Annotated in this window: 19 protein-coding genes; 6 read left to right on the plus strand and 13 right to left on the minus strand. The window is 74.6% G+C overall.

Annotated features, from left to right (window positions below; all coding sequences use genetic code 11):
• Window positions 1–2,607, minus strand: a 2,607-nt coding sequence (locus MNZ27_RS14845; RefSeq protein ID WP_242394867.1) for a response regulator, incomplete at its 3' end; no start/stop codon positions are given.
• 171 nt (window positions 2,608–2,778) lie between these two features.
• Here MNZ27_RS14845 and MNZ27_RS14850 point away from each other — a divergent pair.
• Window positions 2,779–3,453 carry a hypothetical protein gene (locus MNZ27_RS14850; protein WP_242394868.1) on the plus strand — a complete coding sequence of 225 codons (675 nt, stop codon included), beginning with the start codon at window positions 2,779–2,781 and terminating at the stop codon, window positions 3,451–3,453.
• A gap of 141 nt (window positions 3,454–3,594) precedes the next feature.
• Here the strand turns inward: MNZ27_RS14850 and MNZ27_RS14855 are convergent, their stop codons facing one another.
• Both MNZ27_RS14855 and MNZ27_RS14860 read right to left on the minus strand, forming a co-directional pair.
• Window positions 3,595–5,847 carry an amylo-alpha-1,6-glucosidase gene (locus tag MNZ27_RS14855; protein ID WP_242394869.1) on the minus strand — a complete coding sequence of 751 codons (2,253 nt, stop codon included), beginning with the start codon at window positions 5,845–5,847 and terminating at the stop codon, window positions 3,595–3,597.
• Window positions 5,826–6,917, minus strand: a complete 1,092-nt coding sequence (locus MNZ27_RS14860) for a glycosyltransferase family 4 protein (protein WP_242394870.1) — start codon at window positions 6,915–6,917, stop codon at window positions 5,826–5,828. The genes MNZ27_RS14855 and MNZ27_RS14860 overlap by 22 nt, the downstream gene beginning before the upstream one ends.
• A gap of 239 nt (window positions 6,918–7,156) precedes the next feature.
• Here MNZ27_RS14860 and MNZ27_RS14865 point away from each other — a divergent pair, with 239 nt between their 5' ends.
• The 3 genes from MNZ27_RS14865 to MNZ27_RS14875 all read left to right on the plus strand — a co-directional run bounded on the left by MNZ27_RS14865 (window position 7,157) and on the right by MNZ27_RS14875 (window position 9,988).
• A complete protein-coding gene (locus tag MNZ27_RS14865) occupies window positions 7,157–8,269 on the plus strand; it encodes a type IV pilus twitching motility protein PilT (protein WP_242394871.1) in 1,113 nt (370 codons plus the stop codon).
• Window positions 8,266–9,192, plus strand: a complete 927-nt coding sequence (locus MNZ27_RS14870) for a PilZ domain-containing protein (protein ID WP_242394872.1) — start codon at window positions 8,266–8,268, stop codon at window positions 9,190–9,192. Before MNZ27_RS14865 ends, MNZ27_RS14870 begins: the two co-directional genes overlap by 4 nt.
• A gap of 121 nt (window positions 9,193–9,313) precedes the next feature.
• Entirely contained in the window at window positions 9,314–9,988 is a 675-nt protein-coding gene (locus MNZ27_RS14875; protein ID WP_242394873.1) for a class I SAM-dependent methyltransferase, read from the plus strand.
• Window positions 9,989–10,221: 233 nt separating this feature from the next.
• On the opposite strand, the gene prfB is transcribed toward MNZ27_RS14875, so the two are convergent.
• From prfB to MNZ27_RS14915, 8 genes are all read right to left on the minus strand, one after another.
• Window positions 10,222–11,341, minus strand: a protein-coding gene (gene prfB, locus MNZ27_RS14880; RefSeq protein ID WP_242394874.1) for a peptide chain release factor 2 whose coding sequence is annotated in 2 segments (ribosomal slippage) — window positions 10,222–11,271 and window positions 11,273–11,341 — 1,119 coding nt in all. Because the reading frame shifts where the segments join, the coding sequence is not laid out codon by codon here.
• A 5-nt stretch (window positions 11,342–11,346) separates the two neighbouring features.
• Window positions 11,347–13,119 carry an apolipoprotein N-acyltransferase gene (gene lnt / locus MNZ27_RS14885; RefSeq protein ID WP_242394875.1) on the minus strand — a complete coding sequence of 591 codons (1,773 nt, stop codon included), beginning with the start codon at window positions 13,117–13,119 and terminating at the stop codon, window positions 11,347–11,349.
• Window positions 13,120–13,164: 45 nt separating this feature from the next.
• Window positions 13,165–13,578 carry a ribbon-helix-helix protein, CopG family gene (locus MNZ27_RS14890; protein WP_242394876.1) on the minus strand — a complete coding sequence of 138 codons (414 nt, stop codon included), beginning with the start codon at window positions 13,576–13,578 and terminating at the stop codon, window positions 13,165–13,167.
• Window positions 13,479–14,057 (minus strand): rRNA maturation RNase YbeY, encoded by a 579-nt coding sequence (gene ybeY, locus MNZ27_RS14895; RefSeq protein WP_242394877.1) that lies wholly within the window; start codon window positions 14,055–14,057, stop codon window positions 13,479–13,481. The genes MNZ27_RS14890 and ybeY overlap by 100 nt, the downstream gene beginning before the upstream one ends.
• Window positions 14,054–16,405, minus strand: a complete 2,352-nt coding sequence (locus MNZ27_RS14900) for an HD family phosphohydrolase (protein ID WP_242394878.1) — start codon at window positions 16,403–16,405, stop codon at window positions 14,054–14,056. The genes ybeY and MNZ27_RS14900 overlap by 4 nt, the downstream gene beginning before the upstream one ends.
• A gap of 117 nt (window positions 16,406–16,522) precedes the next feature.
• On the minus strand, window positions 16,523–17,581 hold the full coding sequence (locus tag MNZ27_RS14905) for a PhoH family protein (protein WP_242394879.1): 1,059 nt from the start codon (window positions 17,579–17,581) through the stop codon (window positions 16,523–16,525).
• Between the two features lie 169 nt (window positions 17,582–17,750).
• On the minus strand, window positions 17,751–18,959 hold the full coding sequence (locus tag MNZ27_RS14910) for a DUF4388 domain-containing protein (RefSeq protein ID WP_242394880.1): 1,209 nt from the start codon (window positions 18,957–18,959) through the stop codon (window positions 17,751–17,753).
• A 2-nt stretch (window positions 18,960–18,961) separates the two neighbouring features.
• Window positions 18,962–21,088 (minus strand): hypothetical protein, encoded by a 2,127-nt coding sequence (locus MNZ27_RS14915; protein ID WP_242394881.1) that lies wholly within the window; start codon window positions 21,086–21,088, stop codon window positions 18,962–18,964.
• Window positions 21,089–21,136: 48 nt separating this feature from the next.
• On the opposite strand from MNZ27_RS14915, the gene mazG reads away from it, so the two are divergent.
• Together mazG and rpsT are read left to right on the plus strand one after the other, a co-directional pair.
• On the plus strand, window positions 21,137–21,997 hold the full coding sequence (gene mazG, locus MNZ27_RS14920) for a nucleoside triphosphate pyrophosphohydrolase (RefSeq protein WP_242394882.1): 861 nt from the start codon (window positions 21,137–21,139) through the stop codon (window positions 21,995–21,997).
• A gap of 518 nt (window positions 21,998–22,515) precedes the next feature.
• Window positions 22,516–22,794, plus strand: a complete 279-nt coding sequence (rpsT, locus tag MNZ27_RS14925) for a 30S ribosomal protein S20 (RefSeq protein WP_242394883.1) — start codon at window positions 22,516–22,518, stop codon at window positions 22,792–22,794.
• Window positions 22,795–23,027: 233 nt separating this feature from the next.
• Here the strand turns inward: rpsT and lptE are convergent, their stop codons facing one another.
• Both lptE and leuS read right to left on the minus strand, forming a co-directional pair.
• On the minus strand, window positions 23,028–23,513 hold the full coding sequence (gene lptE / locus MNZ27_RS14930; RefSeq protein WP_242394884.1) for an LPS assembly lipoprotein LptE: 486 nt from the start codon (window positions 23,511–23,513) through the stop codon (window positions 23,028–23,030).
• A 2-nt stretch (window positions 23,514–23,515) separates the two neighbouring features.
• Complete coding sequence (gene leuS, locus MNZ27_RS14935) at window positions 23,516–26,011, minus strand: leucine--tRNA ligase (RefSeq protein WP_242394885.1); 2,496 nt, start codon at window positions 26,009–26,011, stop codon at window positions 23,516–23,518.
• Between the last annotated feature and the right edge of the window lie 11 nt (window positions 26,012–26,022).

Below are 26,022 nucleotides of genomic sequence, written 5' to 3' on the forward strand. Positions count from 1 at the left end.
GGCCGCCAGCTCCTGCGAGAGCTCGCCCTCCCGGCGCTGCGCCTGGCGACGCAGCTCCTCCCGCGCCTCCTCGGCGCGGGCCGCCGCCGCGCGGGCCGCCTTCAGCTCCTCGGCCGCCGCGGTGGTCTTCGCCGTCGCCTCCTCGCGCGCCGCCGTGAGCTCCGCCTCGAGGGCGCCGACCCGCTCCACCGCCGCGGCGCGCGCCTCCTGCCCGGCCCGCGCCGCGGCCTCGACCTCCGCGATCTTCGCGGTGAGCCGCTGCACCTCGCCGCGCGCCGCCTCGCCGGTGTCCGCCGCCGAGCGCGCCCGGGCCTCGGCGTCCTCGAGCCGCCCCGCGAGCTCCTCCCGGTCCGTCCGGAGCGCCCCCGCCTCCTCCGCGGCCGCGTCGCGCTCGCCGGTGCGGACCGCCAGCTCCGCGTCGCGCGCGTCGAGCGTCGTCCGGACCGCGTCGCGCTCCCGCCCGGCGCTCTCCGCGGCGGCACGTTGCCGGTCCACCTCGCGCCGGAGCTCCTCGCGCTCCGCGGCGAGCTCCTGCGCGCGCGCCTCCCAGCCCGTCCGCGCCGCCTCGTGGGCGCGCTCCGCGATGCCCGCCGACTCGCGGGCGGTCTCCGCGGCCCGCTCCGCCTCGAGCCGCGCGGCCTCCGCCTGGGCCCGCGCCGTCTCGAGCGCCTGGAGCCGCGCCGTCGCCTCCTGGGCGGCCCCGGCCGACGACGCCTGGAGCTCGGCGCGCTCGGCCTCGAGCGCCCCGCGCACCTCGGCGAGCTCCGCGCGCGCTTCCTCCTCGCGCTCCGTCAGCTCGCGGGAGAGCCCCTCGATCTCGCCCTCCAGCGCCCCGATCTGCTGGAGGTGGTCCTGCACCTCGCGCCCGAGGTCCTCCTCGCGCGCGCGCGCGGCCTCGCGGAAGCTCCGGTACTCCTCGTCGAGGAGCCGCAGCCGCTGCTCGCGGTCGCGGATCGCGTCCTCGCGGTCCTCGATCCGCGCCTGGAGCGCCGCCGCCGCCTCGCGCGCCGACTCCGCGGCGCGCTCGCGCTCCCGCTCGGACTCCTCCAGGGCCGCCCGCGCCTCGGCGACCTGCGCCTCGAGCACCTGCCGCGCCTCCGCCGCTTCTCCCCGGACGGCCTCGCGCTCCGCCGCGATCGCATCCGCCCGGGCCGTGGCCTCCGCCACCCGCGCCTCGAGGGCCTCGCCGCGCTCCGCCGCCTCGCGCCGCGCCGTGGCGAGCTCCTCCTCGACGCCGCGCCGCGCCGCCTGCTCGACCTCGAGCCGGGCGTCGGCCTCGCGCTGCGCCTCCTCCGCGGCCCGCCGCGCCGCCTCGAGGGCGGCCTCCGCGGAGGTGAGCTCCTCGGCGCGCCGGGCGATCTCCTCCTGCAGCTCCCGCTCGCGCGCCTCCATCCGCGCCGCGTCCGCGCGGGCCTGCCGGTCGAGGCGGGCGATCTCCTCCTGCGCGCCGTCGAGGGCGACCTTCCGGTGCGCGAGGTCGTCCTCGCGGCGCCGCAGCTCGCGCTCGAGCTCGTGGATCCGCCGCTCGCTCGCGGCGACGACCTCGATCAGCTCCTTCTCCTGGCTGAACTTCTCGAGGAGCAGCCCGTCCACCGAAGCGCCGTACTCGCGCTCCTTCGCGACGAACGCCTCGCGGGCCTCCCCGAGCCGACGGAGCAGATCCTCGACCTGGAGCTTGAGCCCCTGGAGCTCGACGTCCTTGTCGTGGATGCGCTCGTCCACCGAGGCGAGCTCGCGCTCGCGGACCTCCCAGATCTCCGCGATGTGCGCGATCTGCGCCTCGCGCCACTTGAGGTCCTCGCGCAGGAGCTGGGCACGCCCCTCTGGCGTCTGCAGCAGGTCGCGCCGGGGAGGCGGGCGGCGCCGGAGCGCCTCCGCCGCGAGCTCCTCGCGGTGCTCCGCGATCGACTGGAAGACCCGGTCCACGTAGAGCCGGTCCTCGTCCGTGATGATCGAGCGCTGCGGTCTCCGCGGCATCGGCGGCGGTGCCGGGGGCTCCTCGCCACCCGGCTCGCGCGCGGCCGCCTCGCCGCCCGGAGCGCCGCCCGCCGGCGCCTCGACCCCCGGCGTCTCGACCCCCGTGGGCTCGCCCCCCTCACCGCCGCCGTCCCCGGCGCCGGGCGCCGCGGCAGGCGCGCCGGGCTCCAGGCCGGCCTCGGCCCGGACCTCGGCCGGGGCCTCCGGCTCGACGGTCTGGACGTCGGCGTCGTCCACCTCGACCGGCTCGGCGGCGGCCAGGAGCCGGGCCGCGAGCTTCACGAGCGCGTCGGTGTCGAGCGGCATCGCGAGGTAGCCGTTCGCCGCCCACGGCGTGCGCGCGTGCTCCGCGAGCGACTCGGGCGCCGTCTCGGACGAATAGAGGATCACCGGGATGCGGGCGGTGGCGCGGTCGTGCCGCAGGCGCGCGCACCACGAGAACCCGGAGAGGTCCGGCAGCTCGGCGCGGACGACGCACAGATCGGGGCGCCGCTCCGCGATGTCGAGCTCCGCCTCCGCGGAGCTCGCCGCGACGCGGGTGGAGTGGCCTTCGTCATGGAACAGGGACGCGACGGACAGCGCGAACGCGTTGTCCGGCTCGACGATGAGGACGCGCTTCGAGTCTGCCATTGTGGGATGCGGGAGGGCTCCCGCCGGGGCGTCGAGTGTATCCTCGGCGTCGGCTCCAATCTAGACATCGAGCGAGCCGGCGCGCGCCTCTCAGGCGCGCACACTCGCCCACCGCGTGCGGGGGCGGCCGTGCGGGGCGAGGGATTGCCGGCGGGGGCCGCCGTTCCGATCGTGTCGGCGCTCCAGCGTCACCTGGAGCGGACCCACATGGTGCTCGTCCCCGTCCTCCTCGCCGCCGCCGCGGCCGCCTCCGGCCAGGCGCCCGAGGCGTGGCCGCCCCCTCCAGAGAACCTCCTCAGCGGCCCCGCGCGGTGCGTGCTTCGCTACCTCGAGGCGGTCCGGCTGGCGGAGCGCCACGCCGGCGACGTCGCCGACGGGCGTCCGGCGCCGCCTCGCGCGCGAGCCTACGAGGTGGCGAGGCGGCTCACCGCGCCCCGGGCACTCGACGAGATCGCCCGGCGCGCGGCGCGGGGCGAGGGGCACCCGCTCGCCCCGTGGCGGCTCGCGGCGCGCCGCGTCCTCGACTCGTTCGAGCTGCTCGCGGTCCGCCGGGCGCCGCGGGGCGCGGCGGTGGTGACCGTCCGCGAGCGCACGTCCGTGCCCGGCGACGGAGCGGCGCCGGTGAGCGCCGTCGCGGAGTACCTCGTCGCGCGGGTCGGCGGCGACTGGCGCGTCGTGGACAGGCGGGTCGGCGCGTCGTTCGACGACGCCGACGTCGCCGCGGGGTATGCGGAGTGGTTCGACGATCCGTCCGCGCTGCACGTCCGGCCCGCCGTCGAGGCGCGCGCCGCGCCCCCGCCGGCACCCGGCCCCCGGCGCCCGGCGGCGCCCCGGCAGGGCGGGTGAGGCTCAGGCTTCGGGCAGGAAGGAGCCCGAGCCCGGAACGCGCACGCGAACCCGTGATCCTCTTTCCCTGTCCCACCGCACGGGCCACGGGAAGCGGCGGGGCACGGGTGCGGGTTCGGGTGCGGGGTCGGGTGCGACTTCTCACACGTCGATCCGCACGTGCAGCGGCCCCCCGTGGACGTCGAGCACCTCGGCGAACGCGCTGGTGACACCGTGCGTGAACCTGAGGGTCGCCCGCGCCTGCCCGATCCGGAGCCCCTCGAGCGTGAGGGAGGGGAGCCACGGCGGGAGCCAGGGCTGGATCACGTGCAGGGTGTGGGCGGGGGCGTCGGGGAACAGCCCGAGCACCGCCCGCAGGAGCAGGAACCAGGCGGCGGACGACCACGCCTGCGGCGAGCACGCGACCGGGTAGTGCACCGGGAACTGCCCGTCGGCGCGGGACAGGCCGCAGAACAGCTCGGGGAGCCGGAGCTGCCGGAAGTGCTGCGCGGCGTCCCAGAGCCCGCCGAGCACGAGCCCGGCCTCGCGGGTCATCCCGTACGCGGAGAGGCCCATGGCGCACAGCGCGTTGTCGTGCGGCCACACGGTGCCGTCGTGGTAGCTGAGCGGGTTGTACGCCCGCTGGCCCGCCGCGAGCGTCCGGATCCCCCACCCGCTCCACATCCCCTCCCCGAGGAGGGACGAGGCGACGCGCCGGGCGCGGTCCGCGCGGACGGCGCGCGAGAACAGCAGGTGGCCCGCGTTCGAGCTCACCGCGTCCACCACGCGCTTGTCGCGGTCGAGCGCGAGCGCGTACGTCCCGGGCCCGTCCATCCAGAGTCGCTCCTCCAGCACGTCCGCGTGCGAGCGCGCGGCGGCGCGGAGCGCCTTCGCCTCCGCTCGGCGCCCGCGTCGCTCGAGGAGGTCGGCCATCCGGCGCCGGGCGTCGATCGCGTAGCCCTGCGCCTCCACGAGCGCGATGGGAGGCTCCGCCGGCGTCCCGTCCGCGAAGGGCACGCCGTCGTGGCTGTCCTTCCAGCCCTGGTTGCGGAGCCCCTTCGTCGTCCGGCGCTGGTACTCGACGAGGCCGTCGCCGTCCCGATCCGCCCAGTGGTCGAGCCACCCGACGGCGCGCTCGGCCGCGGGCAGCAGGGCGTCCACGGTCTCCCGGTCGTCGGTCCAGAGCTCGTACTCGGCCAGGAGCACGAGGAAGAGCGGCGTCGCGTCCACCGAGCCGTAGTACGGCGTGTGAGGCACCTCGCCGGCGGCCGCCATCTCCCCGAACCGGATCTCGTGGGGGATCTTGCCGGGCTCCTCGTCGCGGAGGGGATCGTCGCGCTCGCCCTGCAGCCGCGCGAGGAACCGGAGCGCGTCGCGCGCGATCTCCGGGGTCGCGAGGAGCGCCTCGTAGCCGGCGACGAGCGCGTCGCGCCCGAACGGGCAGGTGTACCAGGGGATGCCGGCGGAGATGACCGGCGCGCCGAAGTGGTACACGGTGAGCGCCTTCAGATCGGCGACCGCCTGCGCGAGCGCGCTCGTGAAGACCTCGTTCTTCCCCGAGAACCGGGTGGCGCCGCGGGCGAAGCTCGCGTACGCACCGTGCGTCTCCCCGGCGCGCGCGGCGAACGGGCGCGACGGACCGCGGGGGACCGGCCGCTCCTCGTCGAGCCCCCGCGACCGGCCCGGCGCGCCGTGCTCGATCCCCGCGGCCACGACGAACGTCACCTCGACCCGCTCCGCCGGCTCGAGGCGGAGCGACACCCGCGCGCCGCGGCCGCCGAGGTGCTCGAGGCGGGCCGGACCGTCGCGCGCGGTCCCCTCGATCCGGATCTCGGTGGCGTACCGGCGCCCGTCGCGGCCGTCGTACCGGAGCACCGCCCGGTCCGCCTCGATGCGCGGCACGCGGTAGGCGCCGCGACCGGCGCGGCGCGCGCCGCGGATCTCGAAGACGTCCGCGAAGTCCGCCGCCCAGCCGAGCTCGAGCCAGCCCTCCACCGGCTTGCCCTGGAAGTTCGAGAGCACGAGCCGGTCCACCAGGACGTCGTCGATGAGCATGTCGCGGCGCAGGTGGACGTAGTTCACCGGCTCGCGGCCGAGCAGGCCCCCCTCGTGCAGGCTCGTGACGGTGAAGTCGATCTGCGCCACGTAGTCGGAGGACACCTGCGAGGACAGGCAGAGCGGCGGGCCGCCGGCGACCCCCAGCCGCCAGGCCGAGAGGTGGCGCGTGTCGGTGAGGAAGAGGCCGAGGTCGCGGGCCCCCGACGGCGCGACGTCCCCGAGGCGGTTCGCGACGAGGAAGAGGTTCCCGCGCTTGAGGACGAGCTTCTCGACGCCGGTCGCCTCGGGCTGGGCGGACGGGTCGGAGTAACCGAGGAGATCCTCGGGGCGGGTGCTCACTGCGCCAGCGTCGTCCATCCTCCCTCCGCCGCCCTCCCCGTCGCCCGCGCCGCGCCGGCGCGCTCCGCGGCGCGCCTCCGGTCCGCGACCGCGGCGCGGTAGACCGCGACGTACTCCGCCGCCATGCGCGCGGAGGAGAACCGCTCCCGCGCGCGCGCCTGGATCGCCCGCCTGTCGAGGCCGGCCGCACGGCCGAGCGCGCGGGCCATCTCCGGCACGTCCCCGACCAGGAACCCGGTCACGCCGTCCTCGACGATCTCCGGCGCGGCGCCCCTCGGGAACGCGATCACCGGGCACCCCGCGAGCATCGCCTCGACGAGCACGAGGCCGAAGGGCTCCTCCCACCGGAGCGGCGCGAGCAGGGCCCGGGCGCGGGCGAACAGGCGGCGCTTCTCCGTCAGCCCGGCCGGACCGATCCACCGGACGTGCGGCCGCGCGAGCGCCGGCGCGAGCACGTCCTGCGCCCAGCGGTCGGGGCACTCGTCGCCGTGCTCGCGCCCGGCCACGACGATCCGCAGCCCGGCGCGGCGCGCGGCGTCGATCGCCAGCTCCGGCCCCTTGCACCAGGAGAGCCGGCCGAGGAAGAACGCGGCGTTCCCCCCGGGCCCCACCACCGGGTACAGGTCGGGGTCGAGGCCGTGGTGGACCACGTGCTGGGGCGACGGGCGCGCGAGCGCGGCCTGCCGCGAGGAGATCGCGACGTACCGCACCGGCGGGACCCGCTCGTAGAAGCGGGACAGCGCGGGGCTGGTGTCGTGGTGCACCGTGTACACGACGGGCGCGGGGAGCCCTCCCGCGAACGCGAGGAGCGACGGGAGGTGCGCGTGCACGACGTCGAAGGCCCCCCGCGAGATGTGCTCCGCCGCGAAGCGTGCGTGCAGGACCTCGGCGTAAGGATCGGGCGGCCAGACGGCCGTCTCGAAGGTCGCCCGCAGATCACGGGCCCGCGAGTCTCCGGTCGCGAACAGCGTGACCTGGTGCCCGGCGCGCTCGAGCTCGCGAGAGAGGGCGTGGACCACGAGCTCCGTGCCGCCGTATGCCGGCGGGGGGACCGCCACGAAGGGCGTCGAGACGAGCGCGATCCGCATGTGGGAAAAGTAGGCCCTCCACGGTGTCCGGGCGAGGGCGTGCGCGCGCGACCCCGCCGGAGGGACCTCGGGCCTTCTCGGGCCCTCGGCGTCTGGACGAGCCTGCTGAGAGACCTCGCGCCTCGGGCTTCGAGGTCGCGAGGGCGACGGCATCGCCCCCGCCGTCCGCGACCTGCCGTCCTCCTCTTTCCAGCCCGAAGCCTGACGCCTGAAGCCCGACGCCTGATACACTCACCGGCATGGAAGGACAGGGGCCACTCAGCGAGGAGATTTTTCACTCGTTCCTGCAGCTCGCGGTGAAGCGCCAGGCGAGCGACGTTCACTTCGAGGTGGGCTATCCGCCCACCTACCGTGTCTTCGGCGAGCTCCTCGCGGCGAAGTACCCGCCGCTGACCCACGCCGACACCGAGGCGATCGCCAACTTCGTGCTGCAGGCGCCCGGGTCCGGCTTCACGCCGCTCGACTTCCGCGAGGTGGACCGGAGCTACTCGCTCCCGGGGGTCTCGCGGTTCCGCGCCTCCATCTTCAAGCAGCGCGGGAGCTGGGGCGCGGTCATGCGGACCATCCCCTTCCAGATCCCCGAGTTCGAGTCGCTGAACCTGCCCCCCGTCGTGAAGACCATCGCCGACGCCCGGCGCGGCCTCGTCTGCGTGACGGGCGCCACCGGCAACGGCAAGTCCACGACCATCGCGAGCATCATCGACCACATCGTCCAGCAGGAGCGGCTCCACGTCGTCACGGTGGAGGATCCGATCGAGTTCATCTTCGCCGGCGGCAAGGGGCTCGTGATCCAGCGCGAGGTCGGCTCGGACACCGCGAGCTACACCGACGCGCTCCGCGCCGCGCTCCGGCAGGATCCGGACATCATCATGGTCGGCGAGCTCCGCGACCGCGAGGCGGCGGACATCTGCCTCAAGGCGGCCGAGACGGGCCACCTCGTCATCACCTCGCTCCACACCCCCGACATCCCGCGTGCGATCGGCCGGATCGTCGGCCTCTTCCCCGCCGACGAGCAGGACAACGTCCGCGCCCGCCTCGCGGACAACCTCCAGGCGGCGATCGCCCTGCGCCTCCTCATGCGCGCCGACGCGACCGGCCTCATCCCGGCGGTGGAGGCCCTCCTCGCGACCACGACGGTGCGCGAGATGATCCGCGACGGCTCCAAGGTGAACGAGCTCCGCGGCTACATGGACCAGGCGGGCGCCGACCTCGGGATGCACAGCTTCGACCAGTACCTCTACAAGCTGCACGAGGCGAAGCGCATCGGCCTCGACACCGCCCTCGCGAACGCGACCAACCGCGCCGATCTCGAGCGCCGCATCATGATGGAGACGGGAGGCCGTCCCACGTGAACCTGGCCGGCGCCGCCCCGGCGTCGCGCGTTCTGGTGGTGGGCTCGGACGCCGACGTCTCCATCGCGCTCCACCTGCACCTCGAGCGTGCGGGGTACGCGGTGTACTGCGTGCCGGGCCCGACGGACCTCGACGCGTTCATGCGCGCCGCCGCCCCGCACGTCGTCTGCCTGCTGCTCCCGGCGGCGCCGGACGGGACGTGGGGATCCGCCCTCACCACGGCCGCGAGCGCGGCGCGGGTGGGCATGCGGGTGGTGATGATCGCGCCGTCGCGCGAGATCGTCGAGCCGCTCGCCGCCGTCGCCGGTGCGGAGCGCGCCCTCGCCCGGAGCGAGGTCCTCGCGCGACCGCTCGTGGTGGTCGATCGCAACGCGGTCCCGGTCCCCTCGACCGCGGCCGTGCCGCCCCCGGTGCCGCCGCCCCGGGCGACCGCCGTCCCCTCCGCCGCGCCTACCGGCGCCCTCGTCCCCCCGCCGCCCGCGGGGCAGCCCCTCGACGCCTCGGAGGCGCGCGGCACCGGCCGCGCCCGCGCGCCGGTGGACCTGATGGCGCTCATCGACGAGGAGCTGGTGGACGAGCCGAAGCAGCGGCCCATGCTCACCCGCGTCGAGGTGAACGTGAGCCTCGTGTCGGAGCACAACTTCTACGTCGGGGCGACGCGGCGGGTGGACTCGGGCGGCGTCTTCATCGCCACCGCCCTGCCCCCGCCGACCGGCACGCGGCTCCAGGTCCGGCTCGGGCTCGCCGACGGGCGCAAGCTCGACCTCGACGGCGAGGTCTCCTTCATCCGCGAGAAGAGCGCCACCACGGGGCGGCAGCCGTCCGGCTGCGGCGTGCGGCTCCTCAACCTGCCCGGCTGGGCCATCGACGCGATCGACCGGTTCGTGCTCGCGCGCCAGCCGATCGTGTACACGCCGCCGTAGAGCTCGGGCGTGCCGGCATGCGCGTGAGGCGGCGCCAGGGCCTGCCAGCAGGCCAAGGGCGTGGTGAAATTCAGGCGCGCGTGCGGGCTCGAACGCGGCGCGCACCTCGACCGGAGGTCACGTGCTGCTCGATCCGACCGACCAGTTCATCAGGAACATCCGATCTGCCTGCGACCTCGACGGCAAGGCGGTCCTCGAGATCGGGTGCGGGTCGGGACGCATCACGCGGGACCTGGCCGCGTCCGCCAGAGAGGTCGTCGCGATCGATCCCGACCCGGTGGCGCTGGATCGAGCGCGCGCACGGGTGGCCGGCGCGAACGTGCTCTTCGTCTGTTCCAGCGCCGCGGACCTCGGGCTCGCAGGACGCACCTTCGACGTGGCGATCTTCTCGCTGTCGCTGCACCACGTCGCGCTCGAATTCATGGACGCGAGCCTCCTCGCGGCGGCTCGCGCGGTCAGCGCGGGAGGTCGCATCATCGTGATCGAGCCCGGCGACGAGGGAACGCTGATCGAGGCGGAGACGCGATTCGACGTCGGGGACGGCGACGAGCGACGCGCGAAGGCAGCGGCGCAGGAGGCCCTCCGCCGCCTGAAGGGGTGGACCGTGGACGAAACCGTCCGGTTTTGCACGCTCTTCCACTTCCAGAACGCTGCGGACTTCCTCGAGAACCTGCCGCCGCGCGGGGGACCCCCTGGCGACGCGCTGAGACGCTTCCTCGAGCATCACCGGGAGGACGACCGGATCGTGCTCTGGGCCGAACGAGGGATGGCCCTCCTTTCGCGCGTCCTCGGGTGATCCCGACTGCCGTCGGCGCCAGACCAGGGATGATCACGAGTCATTCGTGACCGCTTTAGCGATGCCCTAGCGACGTGCCCTTTTTCGAGGTTTGCTCAGCGTCATACGTCGGTTCTCGAATCCCGTAAAACGCGCCAGCGCCGCTCGTAATACGCGGGCTCCCCGAAGGGAGTGCGACGTGGCGCTCACGGTGAAGCTACCGACCGTCTCTCGACGCTCCGTGAGACCGTCCCCTACTCCTCCACCACCCGATCCGTCCGCCGCACTCCGAGCAGGTAGGGCTGGATGAACTGGTCCAGCTCGCCGTCGAGGACGTCGTCCACCTTGCCGGTCTCGACGCCGGTCCGCAGGTCCTTCACGAGCCGGTAGGGCTGGAGGACGTAGCTGCGGATCTGCGACCCGAAGTCGATGTCCTTCTTCAGCGCCTCGACGGCGTCGCGGGCCTCCTGGCGCTTGCGCTCCTCGAGGTCGTAGAGGCGGGACCGCAGGATCTTCCAGGCCACGCTCCGGTTCTTCTGCTGGCTCCGCTCGTTCTGCACCGCGACCACGATGCCGGTCGGGATGTGGGTCATGCGGACGGCGGAGTCGGTCTTGTTCACCTTCTGGCCGCCCGCGCCCGAGGACCGGAACGTGTCGATCCGGACGTCCGCCTCCTTGATGTCGATGACGATGTCGTCGGCGATCTCCGGGGTGACGTCCACCGCGGCGAAGCTCGTCTGCCGCCGCGCGTTCTGGTCGAAGGGGCTGATGCGCACGAGCCGGTGCACGCCGCGCTCGGCCTTCAGGAACCCGTAGGCGAAGTCGCCGCGGGCGATGAACGAGGCGGAGCTGATCCCGGCCTCCTCCCCCGCGACCAGGTCGGCCGGCTCCACCTCCCAGCCCTTCCGCTCGCAGTACCGCGCGTACATCCGGTACAGCATCGCGGCCCAGTCCATCGCCTCGACGCCGCCGGCGCCGCTCTTCACCTCGACGATGGCGCCGGCGCGATCGTTCGGGCCGGCGAGCATCTTCTGGAACTCGAGGGCCTCGAGATCCTTCCCGACCCCCTCGGCGGCCTGCGCGGCCTCCGCGCGCGTCCCGTCGTCGCGCGCCTCCTCGGCGAGCTCGTGGAGCGCCTGGGCGTCGTCGAGCGAGCGGCGGACCTTCGCGTACGCCTGCGTCACCTGCTCGAGCTGGGCCTTCTCCTTGAGGAGGGCCTGCGCCTTGGCGTTGTCGGTCCAGAAGGCGGCGTCCTCGGAGAGCTTCGCGATCTCCGCGACGCGAAGCTGCTTCCGATCGACGTCAAAGGGACCCCCGGAGCGCCTCCAGGCGTCGAGAGAGCTCGGTCAGGCGCTCGGTGGTGGGTGCGGCCATGGCTCCTAGTACTCCCCTGATGGCTCCGACGCGCGCCGCCGACGGAAGGTCGCCAGGAGGGCGAGCCCCGTGATCGCGGCGCTGGCGTGGGCGAAGAGGTCGCCGATGCTAGTGTAGAGGGTGCGCCCCCGCAACCGCGGCACGTCGGCGACGAGCAGCCGGGCCGGCTCGGCGGGATCGGGGGCGAGGTCCGGATCGACCGGCCCGACCTCGAGCGCCCCCGGCGCGACCTCTCCGGTCGGGAGGATCACCGCCGAGACCCCCGCGTACGCCGGCCGGAGGACGGCCTTCCCCGACTCGATGGCCCGGAGCCGCACGATCGCGAGGAACTGGTAGGGGCCGGACGAGTAGCCGTACCAGGCGTCGTTGGTCGGGTTCACGAGGAGCTCGGGCTCCGGCGACCCGCGGTCGAACGCGGCGGTGATCTCCGGGAAGATGGCGTCGAAGCAGATGAGCGGCGCGAGCCGCACCGGGGCCGGGGCGGCGGCGTGGGAGGGCGGGGCCGGGGTATCGGGCGCGGGCGCCGCCGCCCCGGAGGCGGGGACGGCCTGCGCCACGGCGGCGGGCGGGGTCGGGGCGGGCGGCGTGAACGAGAGCACGGCGAGCTCGTTCCCGGGCGCGACCGGCGCGAAGGTCGGCACCAGGTGGCCGACGAACGGGAGCACCGCGTGCACCCACTCCGGGACGTACTCGCCGAACGGGACGAGGTGGTGCTTCTGGTAGCGGCCGAGCACCTCGCGCCCGGGCGTCACGAGGAACACGGCGTTCCCGACCTGCGGGACGCGCTGCCCCGCCGCGCCCGGGCGCCACGCGAGGGTCGAGGCGCCCACCAGGACGTGCGCGCGGGTGAGGGCCGGGAGGCCGCTGCGGGCCTGGGCGAGGCTGTCGAGATCGGGCGGCACGTAGAGCGGGTACGCCGCCTCGGGCCAGACCACGAGATCGGCGCCGCGGCGCTCCGCCTCGAGCGTCGGCGGGACGAGGCGCGCGAGGATGTAGTCGCGGTTGTCCCGCGCCTCGTTCTTCACCGACTGATCGACGTTCGGCTGGACGACGCCGACGCGGAGCGAGAACGCGGAGGCCATCGTGGCGCGCACCGCCCGGAGGTGGAGCGCGCCGCCCGCGACCACCGCCGCGACCAGCGCGCCGGTCGCCGCGAGCGCTCGGATCGGCGCGGGCCGCCCCTCGCGCCGCGCCGCCACCGCCTCGGCGAGGACCGCGTTCACGAGCACCACGAGCGCCGCGATCCCGTACGGGCCCGCCGCGGCGGCGAGCTGGGCGACGGGCAGCGTCCGGGCCTGGGTGTAGCCGAGGTTCGCCCAGGGGAAGCCCGAGGCGAGGTAGTTCCGGGAGAGCTCGAAGGCGACCCAGACCAGGGGCAGGTGCGTCCAGAGCGGCCACCCGAGCCGGTCGCGGATCCGCCAGGACACCGCGAACGCCGCCCCCCAGTGCACCGCCATGTAGAGGACGAGGAGCCCGAGCGCGACCGTGGCGATCGGCAGCGAGAGGCCGCCGAACGCGGTCATCGCGTGCGACACCCAGTAGATGGCGCACCAGAAGTAGGTGAGCCCCGCCACCAGCCCGAGCGCGAACGCGCCGCGGAGCCGGGTCGCGGCCCGGAGCGCGAGGAGCGCCGGCACGAGGGCGACCCAGGCGACGAGCTCGAGCCGGCCGGGCGCGTCGAGCTGCCGGATCGAGACGAAGGGCAGGACGAGCGGGAGGGCCAGCGCCATCGCGGCGCCGGACGCGACGGCGAGGAGGAACGGGGTGGCGCGCTTCATGTCCGGGTGAGGTTTAGCGCGGCGAGCGGGCCGCCGCGCGAACGGTCAGCGGGCCTTCTTGAAGAAGGTGTCCTCGGCGCCGCCCTCGCCGTGCAGGTCCACGTCCACGCCGGTGGACGGAGCGGCGGTGGCCTCCTGGGACGGGCCGGCGCCGTACGCCGCCGCCGCGGCGAGGTAGTAGGCGATCGCCTCCCGGATCAGGTGGCCGACCGGGCGGCCGAGGCGCGCCGCCGTGTCGGACACCGCCTCGGCGAGCTCGGCGGGCATCCGCACCGCGACGACCCGGGCCTGGGCGAGGGCCGCCTCGAGCCGCTCGAGCGCCTGGCTCGGGCGCGACACGCGGAAGTCGCCGGCCTCGATCATCTCCTTGATCCGGCGCGCGAGCTCTTCGCGCGTGTACCACGCGTCGTCGAGCCAGACGGACTCGGAGTCGAGATCGATGTCTGCGAACGGGTCCATCTTCCCTCTACGCCGGCGCGGCCAACGCGCCGGGTGCTGCGGAGCGCCGCGCCCACGAGCCCCTCTGCCCGGGCCAGCTCGGCCTCCTTCGCGGCCATCACGCGGGCGTCCTCCTCGCGCTCATGGTCGTACCCGAGCAGGTGGAGGATGCCGTGCGCCAGGTAGCGATCCAGCTCCGCTCCGACCGGTCGCCCCTCGGCGCGGCTCCGCCGCGTCGCGGTGTCGAGCGAGATTACCACGTCCCCGAGGAGCGACCCAGAACCGGCCGGCTCGGACATGGGGAACGACAGGACGTCGGTCGCCCGGTCCTTCCCTCGCCACTCGCGATTCAGGGACCGGATGCGGCGATCCGTGACGAGGAGGATCGACAGCTCCGCGTCGTCCCGGCCGACGGCGGCGAGGAAGGTCGCGGCCCGCCCGCGCAGCCGCCGGGCGGCACGGGCCCCGTCCGGGTGCTCCGAGGAGAGACGGACGATCATGACTTGGCCACGAGCTGGACGGGCGGGCGCCGGCTCTCGTCCTCGTCCCGCGGCGCCTTGCCCGGGTACTCGGGGCGCGTGTGGTAGATCGCCTCGAGCGCGCGGACCATCGCCGCGGCGATGGCGTTCAGATCGCGCAGCGTCAGCTCGCACTCGTCGAGCTGTCCCTCGCTGAAGATCTCGTTGATCCGCTTCGAGACGACGCCGCGGAGCGCGTCGCCGGTGGGATCCACGTCGGCGCGGGCCGACGCCTCGCACGCGTCGGCGATCATCACGAGCGCGGCCTCGCGGCTCTGCGGCTTCGGCCCCGGGTAGCGGAAGAGCGCCTCGTCGAGCGCCGCGCTGCGCCCCCCGCCCTCCTCGGCCGCGTGCTGCGCCTTCGCCCAGAAGTAGCCGACCGAGCGCGTGCCGTGGTGCTGCGGGATGACGTCCTGCACGGGCCGGGGGAGGCGCCAGTGCCGGGCCAGCTCGAGCCCGTCCGTCACGTGGCGCTTCACGATCAGCGCGCTCATCGAGGGGGCGAGGGCGTCGTGGCGGTTCTCGCCGCCGCGCTGGTTCTCCGCGAAGTAGAGCGGGTTCCGGATCTTCCCGAGGTCGTGGTAGTAGGCGCAGACCCTCGCGAGGAGCGGGTTCGCGCCGATCGCCTGCGCCCCCGCCTCCACCAGCGAGCCCATCAGGATCGAGTGGTGGTACGTCCCGGGCGCCTGGACGATCAGCTCCTTGAGCGCGGGGTGGTTGAGGTTGGCGAGCTCGAGCAGCTTCACGTCGGTGACGTAGCCGAAGACGCCCTCGATCACCGGGAGCGAGCCGACCACCACGACCGGCAGGAGCACCGCGCCCCCCGCCAGCGCCGCGGCCGCGGCGGCGGCGATCTCGACGGCGCTCCGGCCGCCGTAGAGCCCGAGCGCGACGACGACGGCGACCCCGACGCCGCCCACCGCGAGCCCCGCGCGGAAGAACCCGGCCCGATCGCGGCCGCTCTGGACGACCCCCGCCGCGGCCACCGACGTCAGGGTCGCGTAGAGCGCGAACGCGAGCGACTGGCCCGCGAGGAGCCCCGCGGCGAGCCCCGTCGCCACCGCGAGCAGCAGCGCCGCCTCGGCCGCGAGCACCTGCCGCGCGATCATCGCGCCCGCCGCGAACGGGACGAGGTACGAGAGCGCCGGGGGCGGGAGCGCGGGGAACCGCTCGTGGAGCGCGTCGGCGATCGTCAGGGCGAGGGCCCCCATCCCGAGGGTGAGGACGAGCACCACCGCGAGGAGGAGCGCGTCCCGCCGCGCCGGGCGGAACCGGGAGACGTTCCTGCGCGCCACGCGCCAGAGCACCGACACGATGAGCGCCGCGAGGAGCCCGCCGCCGATCCGCAGGTGGGCGAGATCCTCCCCCTTCCGCTGGGCGCGGATCCCGTCGAACACCACCAGGTGCCGCTTCTCGATCCGCTCGCCGTCGCCGATGATCTTCTCGCCCCGCTTGACGGGGATGACGACCGGCTTCACCCGCGCCGCCGCCTCGGCGCGGCGGCGCTCGGTCTCGGCCTGGTCGTGCGCGAGCGTGGGGCGGACCATCGCGGCGGCGAGCCGGACCACCGCGGCCCGGAGCGCCGGCGGCTCCTTCGCGAGCCGCGCCGCCGCGGTGCGCGCCACCTCCTCGCGCGCCGTCGCGACGCCGCGGACGAGCGCGCGATCCGCGAGGACCTGCTCGCCCTGCAGCGCGCCGCTGCGGAAGGTCCGGATCACGAACCCCAGCTCGTGATCGGCCGGGAGGAGCTTCAGGTCCTCGACGACCATCCCGGACAGGCCGCGCTGGGCGAGCGCGGCGAGGTCCCGCTCCACGCTCTCGGAGAAGCGCGCCTTCATCAGCGCGCCCAGGTCCTCGTCGCGGACCACCACCTGGAGCCGGGAGACGAAGCCGTCGCGCTGGGCCGCGTACCGGCGCTCCAGCTCCGCCATCTCCCGCGCGTCGCGCGCCTCGCGCCGGGGGAGCGGCAGGGCGCGCTCCTCGTCGCGCATCAGATCGAAGGCGGCGTGGACGCGCGCGACGGCCTCGTCGGCGGCGCCCTCCTCGAGGTCGTACACCGGCCGGACCGCCCCCGCCTCCTCGGCGCGGCGGCGCGCCGTCGCCTCCTCGTCGACGATGTCGTAGTCGCGATCCGCCTTGATGGTCGCCGCGGCCGGCGTACCGAGCGCGTCGCCCCCGGGGAGCCGGTGGACCGCGCCGGGCGCGAGGAGCCAGCCGCACGCGGCGGCGACCAGGGCGACGAGACCGAAGCGCATCACGCGCCCCGGCCAGTCCACGCACGCGGGCGCGGGTTCGCCGCCGCAGTCCGCCTGGTCCGAGGGTGGGTTCATGTGGGATGACTGACGCAAGGCGAGCCAGGGTGTCACCGCGATCCGCGGATGGCAACGGGGATCCAGGGCGATCGCTGGAACAACCGACCCTGGGGGGACCCTTCCCCGGCCGGCGGCTCACCCGCCCGCCTGCCCGCCTTCCGCCGAGGCCGCCTGGCGCGCCCGCTCCTTCTCCGCCTTGGCCGCGTCCGCCCGGGCGCGACGCTCCGCGTCGTACGTGTCGTAGGCCCGCACGACCTCCTGCACCAGCGGGTGACGCACCACGTCGATCTCGTTGAACGCGCAGAACGAGACGCCCTCCACGCCGCGCAGCACCTTCTGGACCTCCACGAGCCCCGAGCCGCGCCCGGTCGGGAGGTCCACCTGCGTCACGTCGCCCGTGACCACCGCCTTCGACCCGTAGCCGAGGCGCGTGAGGAACATCTTCATCTGCTCCTCGGTGGTGTTCTGCGCCTCGTCGAGGATGATGAACGCGTCGTTCAGGGTGCGGCCGCGCATGAAGGCGAGCGGCGCGACCTCCACCGTGCCGCGCTCGATGAAGGCGGTGGCCTTCTCGTAGTCCACCATGTCGAAGAGCGCGTCGTGGAGCGGCCGCAGGTACGGGTTCACCTTCTCCGCGATGTCGCCCGGCAGGAACCCGAGCTTCTCGCCGGCCTCGACGGCGGGGCGGGTGAGGACGATGCGCTTCACCTTGCGCTCGACCAGGAACGACACCGCCATCGCCATCGCGAGGTACGTCTTCCCCGTGCCCGCGGGGCCGATGCCGAACACGATGTCGTCGTCGCGGATCGCCTGGATGTAGCGCTTCTGCGCGAGCCCCTTCGGCGTGATGATCCGGTGGCGCGCGGAGACGAACACGGTGTCGCCGAAGATCTCGCGGAGCGGCACGCCCTGGCTGGCGAGCTTCGTCGCCTGATCGACGTCCTCGAGGTAGAGCGGGTAGCCCTGCTCCACCAGCTCGTAGAGCTGATTCACGAGCGACTCGGCCATCAGGAGCCGGGCCTCGTCCGCGGCGGCGACGACGATCTGCCCGCCGCGGAGGCCGAGCTGGACCCCGAGCCGCTTCTCGATGAGCTTCAGGTTCTCGCTGTGGGCGCCGCACAGGGCGCGGACCCGGTCGTTGTCCGTGAACTCGAGCCGCGCCGTCTTGAGGGGTTCCGCTGCGATCTGGCCCAACCGCGCCTCCTTCGTGTGCCTGGGCTCGCCGGGGCGCGGCGCGCGCCGCGCGCTCGGGGAGAGCCCTCCGCGCGGGACCATAACCCAGCTCCAGGCCCCCGGCATGGCGGCGACGCCCCCGCGCACCCGGCCGGCGTCGCGACCGGGCGGAGCCGAGGGTGGCGCGCCTTCACTCGACGGGCGGGAGCAGCACCGGACGGCCCGCGGGGGCGCGCCGGTAGTAGTACTCGGCGGCCCACGGGTAGCGGAGATCGCGCGGGCTGGCGAGCCCCGCGTCCACCAGGTCGCCGAGGCGATCGGGGTACTCGCCCCGCTCCAGGCGGTACACCTCGAGCGCGCCGCGCAGCCGCTCGATCTGGTACCGGGCGAGGAACCGCTGGGCCGCGTTGTCGCGCAGCGTGGTGCCGTCGTGCGGCTCGCCCCAGGCGAGCCCCTTCTGATCGACCCAGTACGCGATGCCCGCGAGCGCGGCGGCGATGGCGACGGTCGCGAGCACCCGCGCCGCGCCCGCCTTGATGCGCGCGTGCCAGTCGTGCGCGTACGCGCCGACGGCCGCGGCGGCCCGGCTCGCCGGGACGACGGCCTCGAGGTACCCGAGGTTCACGAGGTTCGCGAGCGCCTTGCACGTCTCGAACTCGCCGAGCCGGGACAGATCGACGATCTTCTCCACCGTCCGGCCCGCCGTCGCGAGGGCGTGCACCCGGCGCTCCTTCGCCCCGAGCGTGGCGAAGTCGCCCTTCTTCTCCTCCGGCTCGTCGCCGCCGAACGCGTCGAACGCCGCGTCCACGTCGTCGGCCCGCGGCGCCCGCGCCGCCGCCCGCTCCGGCCGCTCCGGCTCGAGCGGCTTCAGCCGCTGGAAGGTCACCGCGGTGGACGGGATCCGCCGCCGGATCATCGGCCACTCGTCCACCCGGCGGAACCCCTCCATCAGCACCGACTCCGCCCGGAGCGGCGTGACCGTCTCGCGGTCCCACTCGACGTCGCCCGCCTCGAACGCGTAGGTGCCGCTCTTCCAGGCGAAGAGCCGGTAGATCGTCTCGGTCGTCTGGAGGGCCGTCATCTCCCGCAGGTCCTCCTTCGAGACGAAGGAGAGCTCCGCGAGGATGTCGCCGACGCGCCGGAGCGTCCGCTTCTGGACGTCGAGGGCGTACTCGAGCTCCTCGCGCGTGATGAGCTCGGCCCGGACCATCATCGCGCCGAGCCGCTCCCGCGTCTTCCGCCCGGCCGACTCCGCGCGGACGACGTTCCCTTCGGCGATGGCGATGTGGATCTCGTCGTCGCCGTTCTCGAGGTGGAGCACGCCGCTCTTCGCCTGCTGGCCGATGAGCTGGAGGATCTCGGCGATCCCGAAGTCCTTGAGGGTCCCCTGGAGCGCCATCGTCAGCTCCGGGTCCGGCGGAACGCGTCGCGCACCGCGAGGGCCCACAGGGCCACGCCGAGCGGCATGGCCACCACGATCTTGCCGAAGAGGACGTACGGCGACGGCTGCGGGGGAGGCATGATCCCGCGCCAGAACCAGACCAGGAAGCCGAGGAACAGGAGCGCCACCATGACGAGCGCGCCGCGCGCCGGGGCGCCGTCCCAGAGCTGGCCCGCCCCGCCGCCGACGACCGCGAGGATCCGCGTCACGGTGCGGGCGAGGTGCGCGTGGCGCCGGACCTGCGCCTCCTTGCGGAGCCGGTCGCGCGCGTCCACGACGCCCTTCTTCACGAACACGTTGACGCACTGGCCGCAGAGGACGCCCGCCCCGGCGTCGCAGCGCCGGCACACGGGCCCGCCGCAGCGGTCGCACGCCTGCGCCGGCGCGAGCCGCGGGGCCAGCAGCGTGAGCAGCCACAGCCCGGCGACGAACCCCACCGCGCCCCAGGGCCAGAGCGCGCGCGGGACCTTCCCGAGCAGCCGCGCCTCGACCCAGGCGCGGACCGCGGTCGGGCTCCCGTCGCTGGCGGCGAGCGCGGCGATCTTGGCGGGCGGCACCGGCACGTCCACGAGGTACCGGTTCGCCGAGAAGTCCTCGTCCGAGCCGTGCGCCTTCAGGAAGTCGCCCGCCTCGCTCTCGGCGCGCTCGCGGCTCAGGCCGCTCTTCGCCATCTCCGAGGTGCGCAGGTACAGCTTCGAGAGGTCGTAGTGCGCCGCGCCGAGCACGACGAGATCGCCCGCGGCCCGGTCCTGCGCCGCGAGGTACGCGGCCTTCGCGCCCTCGAGATCGCCCTTCAGGAAGAGGACGTTCCCGACGTCCACGTCCAGCTCCGGCGCGCGGGCGTCCGCGGCGGCCGCCGCCCGGTACAGCCGGAGCGCGCCGTCGAGGTCGCCGCGCCGCTTCGCGTGGCGACCGAGCGCCGCGAAGAGCGGGGCCGGGCCGCCGGCCTGCTCCGCCCGGGCGGTGAGCGCGGCGGCGTCCTCGTCGGAGAGCGCCCCGTGCTCGATCTCGTGCACCACCTCCGCGAGCGAGCCGGTCCACGCGGTCATCCGGGCGGCCGCCCCGGCCGCCCACGGGAGGGCGAGGAGCGCCGCGAGCGCGGCGGTCGCGACCAGCCGCTCGTGGAGATCGAGGTACAGCCAGGCGGCGAGCGCGACGACCGCGAGCGTCGCGAGGGGCCCGACCCCGAACGCGACGGGCGTCGCGAGCAGGACGATCGCGAGGAAGCCCGTCTGGATCGAGGCCGACCCGCGGAGGAGCGGCAGGTGATGGAAGTCGTGGAGGAACAGGCGCAGCCTGCGGAGCAGGAGCAGCAGGAGCACCGCGGCGGCGCCGGTGAAGGCCGCCGCGAGCGCCGCGGCGAGCAGGTCCCCGAGGAAGGCCCGCCGGGTGTGGGGCTCGCGCAGCGCGGCGGCGGCGGCGTCGCCCAGCGCGCCCAGCACCGGGCCGGGCCTCGCCGGCGCGGTGGCGAAGAGGGCGCGCGCCCGGGCGAGGTGCGCGTCCGGGTGATCCGGCGCGAGCGCGACCGCCAGCTCCGCGTGTCCGAGCGCCTCGGCGGGCAGGTGCGAGGCGATCGCCCGGTCCGCCTCGCGGACCTCCGCGGCCGAGAACGAGACGAGGTTCTCGATCCCGAGCTGGCGCCGGACGTCGAGGAGCGCCTGCTGCGCCGCCTGGGCCCGGGCCGGATCGCCCTCGCGGACCGCGGCGCGTCGCTCCGCCCAGCGCGCCATCACGTCCGTCCAGCGCGCCTTCACCGGCTCGATCGCGCGCGCGGTCTCGGCGGCGACCGCCGGCGCCGGCGCGTCCCCGGGCACTGCGGCGCCGGGCGACGCCCCCGCGGCGGGGCCGGCGGTGGGCGAACCGGCGGACGCCGATCTTTCCCGGGCGGCGTCGCGGGGCGCCGCGGGCGGGGGCACGGCGGGGGGCGGCGCGGCGATCGGCTCCGCGCCCGCCGGCTCGTCCGCGAGCTCCTCGCCGTCCTCGACCATCCGCGGCGCGGCGACCTGGGCGAGCGCGGGCCCGGACGTCGCCACGAGGGCGGCGAGGAGGGCGCAGGCGGCGAGGACGGTCTTTCCGCGGGAGGCCACGCGAGAACGGGATGCTAGCACGGGCGCTCCCGGGCTAAGAAGGCGGACATGTCACGGAACGCAGATGCCATCGAACGGCTGCTCGGGATCATGGAGCGGCTCCGCGGCCCGGGCGGCTGCCCGTGGGATCGCGAGCAGACCCTCCGCTCCCTCCGGCCCTACGTGCTCGAGGAGACCTACGAGGTCCTCGAGGCGATCGACGCGAACGACCTCGGGAACCATCGCGAGGAGCTCGGCGATCTCCTGCTGCAGATCGTCTTCCAGGCGCAGCTCCGGCGCGAGGAGGGCGCCTTCGACTTCGCCGACGTGGCGGAGGCGATCTCCGACAAGCTCGTCCACAGGCACCCACACGTCTTCGGCGACGCCGAGGTGAAGGACGCCGAGGGCGTGCTCCGGCAGTGGGCGGCGCTCAAGCGCGAGGAGAAGAAGGCGAAGGGCGGCGGGGAGAGCGTGCTCGAGGGCGTGCCGCGCGAGATGCCGGCGCTCGCCCGCGCCGACCGGCTCACCGAGAAGGCGAGCCGGATCGGGTTCGACTGGCCGGACGCGTCCGGCGCGAGGGAGAAGGTCACCGAGGAGCTGGCCGAGCTCGACGAGGCCATCGCGAGCGGCGACCGGGACGCCCTCGAGCACGAGCTCGGCGATCTCCTCTTCGCCGTCGCCAACCTCGGCCGCAAGCTCGGCCTCCCCCCCGAGGAGGCGCTCCGAGGCGCGATCGGCCGCTTCATCGGCCGCTTCGGGCACGTGGAGCGCGAGCTCGCCCGCCGCGGGGTCCCCCATGGCGGCGCGACCCTCGCCGAGATGGACGCGATCTGGGACGAGGCGAAGGAGATCGAGCGGGGTCAAGCGAAAACCGGCAGCTCGCCCCCTCCGGAGAGCTCTCCACGGAATTTGGGGAAAACTCGTGGATAACTCTGTGGGCAGGGCTCCCGGAGCCCTGGTATCAGCGATCCCGCCGCGCCGGAGCGCGATCCGCCCATCTGCGGTTGCAACGTGATCTCGCGGGGTTACACCGCGATATCCCAGCGGTTCTCCGCATGGGTGTGGAATGAGGCACACCGGACTGGCCCCGAAAAGGGCAACGGTGGATAACTCGACGGACCGCATGACTCTCCGGGCCGCGCGCCATGCCGGTGCGCGACGCACCCCCTCTCCGGTGCGCTGATTTCCAGGCCTGCCCGGAGGGTGTGCTCGCGGGGGCCGCGTGGCCGTAGGCGACGCGAGGCGATCGCGCAGGACGCTGCTGGGCCCCAGGCCTTTCCTGGCTGTGGCTCGGCGGCGCAGGTCCGGCTCGAACGTGGCTGGACTCCCCACGCCTCCCACGGTCCACGGACCCGCGCACGGGCGTCCATCGAATGCGCCATAACCCCTTGACCGCGCTCGCGATGGGCGATAGATAGCGCGCCCTCGAACCCATTGGAGAGAGACACTTGGCGAACACCGCATCGGCCGAGAAGCGCAACCGTCAGGCGCAGAAGCGCCGGGCCCGCAACACCCAGGTCCGCACCGGCGTGAAGTCTGCCGTGAAGAAGGTCCGCGAGGCGATCGCCAAGGGCGACGCTTCGGCCGCCGCGCAGGCGCTCAAGGCCGCCGAGAAGACGATCGGCAAGGCCGCGACGAAGGGCGTGCTCCACAAGAACGCCGCGAGCCGGAAGATCTCCCGGCTGGCGCGGGCGGTCGCGAAGCCTGCGGCCCCTGCCGCGCAGTAGCGCCACACTCCATCGAAGAACCGCTCGCCGCGAGGTGGCTATGCCACCGTCGCGGCGTTCGTCATGGGGGCACGGACCGGCGCTGCTCTCGGCAGGGTCCGCAAGCGCGCCTCGGGCCGATCACGAGCCCGGAGAGCAGATCGCGCGTCAGGCGCCGGCCCGGGGGACGGGCACGGAGAGATCGGGGTCGGGTTCGCGTTCGGGGCACGGGGGCCGTGTGCCCGTCCGCGGGCCTACTCCAGCGCGTGCAGCAGCTCGGCCGCGGCGGAGGACGCGAGGCGGCGGAGGACGACGGCGCGGCGCCCCTCGGTCTCGAGCGCGTCGGCCCCGCTGAGGTGATCGGTCTCCCGCCGGATGGTCCGCTCCGCCTTCGTCTTGCCGTCGACGACCAGCCGGGCCCGGACCTCCAGCGAGAGGTGGAACGTCGCGGCGCCGGGGGTCGAGGGAGCCGACTCCCCGGTCCGCACCTCGCCCTCGAGCCACGCCGGCGCGCCGTCGCCGGCCTCGGCGCCGCGGCGCGCCAGCTCCTCCCGCAGCGCCGCCGTGACCGCCGCGCCGACCTCCGGATCCGCCGAGCGGTTCTCGAACGCCCGGACGTGGATCCGGTCGATCCCGCCCGCGGCGACGTACCGCTGGGAGAAGGAGTAGCCGCAGCCGGCCGCCAGGGCGGCGACCGCGGCGAGGACGACGACGACGGCGGCGCGGAGCGGAGGACGCATCGCTACCCCACGACGAAGTTGATGAGCCGCTTCGGGACGAAGACCACCTTGCGGACGGTCTTCCCCTGGAGGTGCGAGCGCACCTTCTCGTCGGCCTCGGCCAGGGCGCGGACCTCGTCCTGACCGGCGGCGGCGGCGGCCTGGACCTCGCCGCGGAGCTTCCCGTTCACCTGCACCGCGATGGTGACCGTGTCGGCCGCCACCAGCGTCGGGTCGAAGGTCGGCCACGGCTCGGCCGCGAGCAGCCGGTCGGCGCCCGCGGCGCCGACCATCTCGTGCCAGAGCTCCTCGGCGACGTGCGGCGCGAACGGCGACAGCAGGGTCGCCACGGCGACGAGCGCCTCCCGGACCGCCGCGCGGTCCGGGTCGGTCTTCGGCTCGAGCTGGTAGAGCGCGTTCACGAGCTCCATCAGCGCGGCGATGCCGGTGTTGAACTTGAGCTCCTTCTCGAACGCGTCGGTGACGCGCTGGATGGTCCGGTGCGTCCGCCGGCGGAGCTCGAGGGCGTCGCCGCTCGCCTGGGCGAGGGCGGCCGCGGGGGCCCCGAAGCACTCCTGGCGCGCGACGAAGATGCGCCAGACGCGGGCGAGGAAGCGGAAGAGGCCGTCCACCTGCTCGTCGGACCAGTCGATGTCCTTCTCCGGCGGCGCGGCGAACAGGATGAAGAGGCGGAGCGTGTCGGCCCCGTACTTCTTCACCATCGGGCCCGGGGCGACGACGTTGCCCCAGCGCTTCGACATCTTCCGGCCGTCCGGCCCGTTGACGATGCCCTGCGTGACGAGCCGCCGCGTCGGCTCGTCCTCGAAGACGAGCCCGAGCTGCCGCATCACCCGGTGCCAGAACCGGAAGTACAGCAGGTGCATCACGGCGTGCTCGGGGCCGCCGACGTAGACGTCCACCGGCAGCCAGCGCCGCGCCTGCTCCGGATCGAACGGGCGGGTCGAGTCCTTCGGCGACAGGTACCGGGCGTAGTACCAGGACGAGTCGACGAAGGTGTCCATCGTCTCGACCTCGCGCCGCGCGGGCTTCCCGCAGATCGGGCAGGTCGTGTTCACGAACTCCGGGACCTTCGCGAGCGGCGGCTCCCCCGTGCCGGTGATGATCGCCTTCGGCGGCAGCACGACCGGCAGGTCCTTCTCGGGGACGGGGACCGCGCCGTGCTCCGCGCAGTAGATGATCGGGATCGGGGTGCCCCAGTACCGCTGGCGGGAGAAGCCCCAGTCGCGCAGGTGCCAGCGGACCGTCGGCTGGCCGAAGCCCTTCTCCTTCGCGACCGCGCTCATCTGGCGGCGCGCGTCGGCGGAGCGGAGCCCGCTGAACGGGCCGGACGCCTCGAGGACGCCGTCCTCGGTGGAGGCGGCCGCGAGCGCGTCGCCGGCCGGGAGCCGATCGCCCTGCTCCGGCTGGATCACCACGCGGATGGGCAGCCCGTACTTCCGCGCGAACTCGAAGTCGCGCTGGTCGTGGGCGGGGACGCTCATCACCGCGCCGGTGCCGTACTCGGCGAGCACGAAGTTCGCGATCCAGACCGGAACGGTCTCGCCGGTGAACGGGTTCACCGCGTGGGCGCCGGTGAACACGCCCTCCTTCGGCGCTCCCTCCCCCGTCCGCGCCTCGACGTCGGTCTGCTTCATCCGGGCGACGAAGGCCTCGACCTCGGCCCGCCGCGCCGGCGCGGTGACCCGCGCCACGAGCGGGTGCTCCGGCGCGAGGACGACGTAGGTGCAGCCGTGGATCGTGTCCACGCGGGTCGTGAAGACCTTGATCTTCTCGGAGGAGCCCTGGACGGCGAAGTCGACCTCGGCGCCCTCGCTCTTCCCGATCCAGTTCCGCTGCATCGTGACGACGCGCTCGGGCCAGTCCTTCAGCCCGTCGAGGCCGTCGAGCAGGTCCTGGGCGAACGCGGTGATCCGGAACGCCCACTCCGGGATGATCTTCTCGACCACCGGCGACTCGCACCGCTCGCAGTGGCCGTCCACCACCTGCTCGTTCGCGATGACGGTCTGGCAGCCGGTGCACCAGTTGGCCTTGCCCTGGCGGCGGTAGACGATGCCGCGCTCGAGCATCTTCAGGAAGAACCACTGGTTCCAGCGGTAGTACTCGGGGTCGGCGGTGACGATCTCGCGGCCCCAGTCAAACCCGTAGCCGAGGCTCTTCATCTCGGCGCGGAACCCGACGATGTTCTCGCGGGTGCGCTCGGCGGGGTGCCGACCGTCCTTGAGGGCGGCGTTCTCGGCGGGGAGGCCGAGGGCGTCGAAGCCGATCGGGTGGAGGACGTCGTACCCGCGCATCCGCAGGTAGCGGGCGAGGGCGTCGCCGATCGTGTAGACGCGCCCGTGGCCCATGTGCATGGCGCCGGACGGATACGGGAACATCTCGAGGACGTATCGCTTCTCGGCGCCGGGGCGGCGGCCCGCCTCGAAGACGCCGGCGGTCGCCCAGCGCTCCTGCCAGCGGGCCTCGATGGAATGGGGTTCGTATCGCTCGTTCATCGACATGGTGGATCGCG

It is taken from the genome of Anaeromyxobacter oryzisoli (assembly GCF_022690765.1).
GTDB lineage: Bacteria > Myxococcota > Myxococcia > Myxococcales > Anaeromyxobacteraceae > Anaeromyxobacter > Anaeromyxobacter oryzisoli.

Coding starts and splice junctions, on each gene's coding strand:
- lptE (WP_242394884.1), bottom strand. CDS start 23,513: ATGCGTCCTCCGCTCCGCGCCGCCGTCGTCGTCGTCCTCGCCGCGGTC.
- lnt (WP_242394875.1), bottom strand. CDS start 13,119: ATGAAGCGCGCCACCCCGTTCCTCCTCGCCGTCGCGTCCGGCGCCGCG.
- MNZ27_RS14890 (WP_242394876.1), bottom strand. CDS start 13,578: ATGGACCCGTTCGCAGACATCGATCTCGACTCCGAGTCCGTCTGGCTC.
- MNZ27_RS14910 (WP_242394880.1), bottom strand. CDS start 18,959: ATGGCGCTCCAGGGGACCCTCAAGGACTTCGGGATCGCCGAGATCCTC.
- mazG (WP_242394882.1), top strand. CDS start 21,137: ATGTCACGGAACGCAGATGCCATCGAACGGCTGCTCGGGATCATGGAG.
- leuS (WP_242394885.1), bottom strand. CDS start 26,011: ATGTCGATGAACGAGCGATACGAACCCCATTCCATCGAGGCCCGCTGG.
- MNZ27_RS14855 (WP_242394869.1), bottom strand. CDS start 5,847: ATGGACGACGCTGGCGCAGTGAGCACCCGCCCCGAGGATCTCCTCGGT.
- MNZ27_RS14865 (WP_242394871.1), top strand. CDS start 7,157: ATGGAAGGACAGGGGCCACTCAGCGAGGAGATTTTTCACTCGTTCCTG.
- ybeY (WP_242394877.1), bottom strand. CDS start 14,057: ATGATCGTCCGTCTCTCCTCGGAGCACCCGGACGGGGCCCGTGCCGCC.
- MNZ27_RS14860 (WP_242394870.1), bottom strand. CDS start 6,917: ATGCGGATCGCGCTCGTCTCGACGCCCTTCGTGGCGGTCCCCCCGCCG.
- MNZ27_RS14900 (WP_242394878.1), bottom strand. CDS start 16,405: ATGAACCCACCCTCGGACCAGGCGGACTGCGGCGGCGAACCCGCGCCC.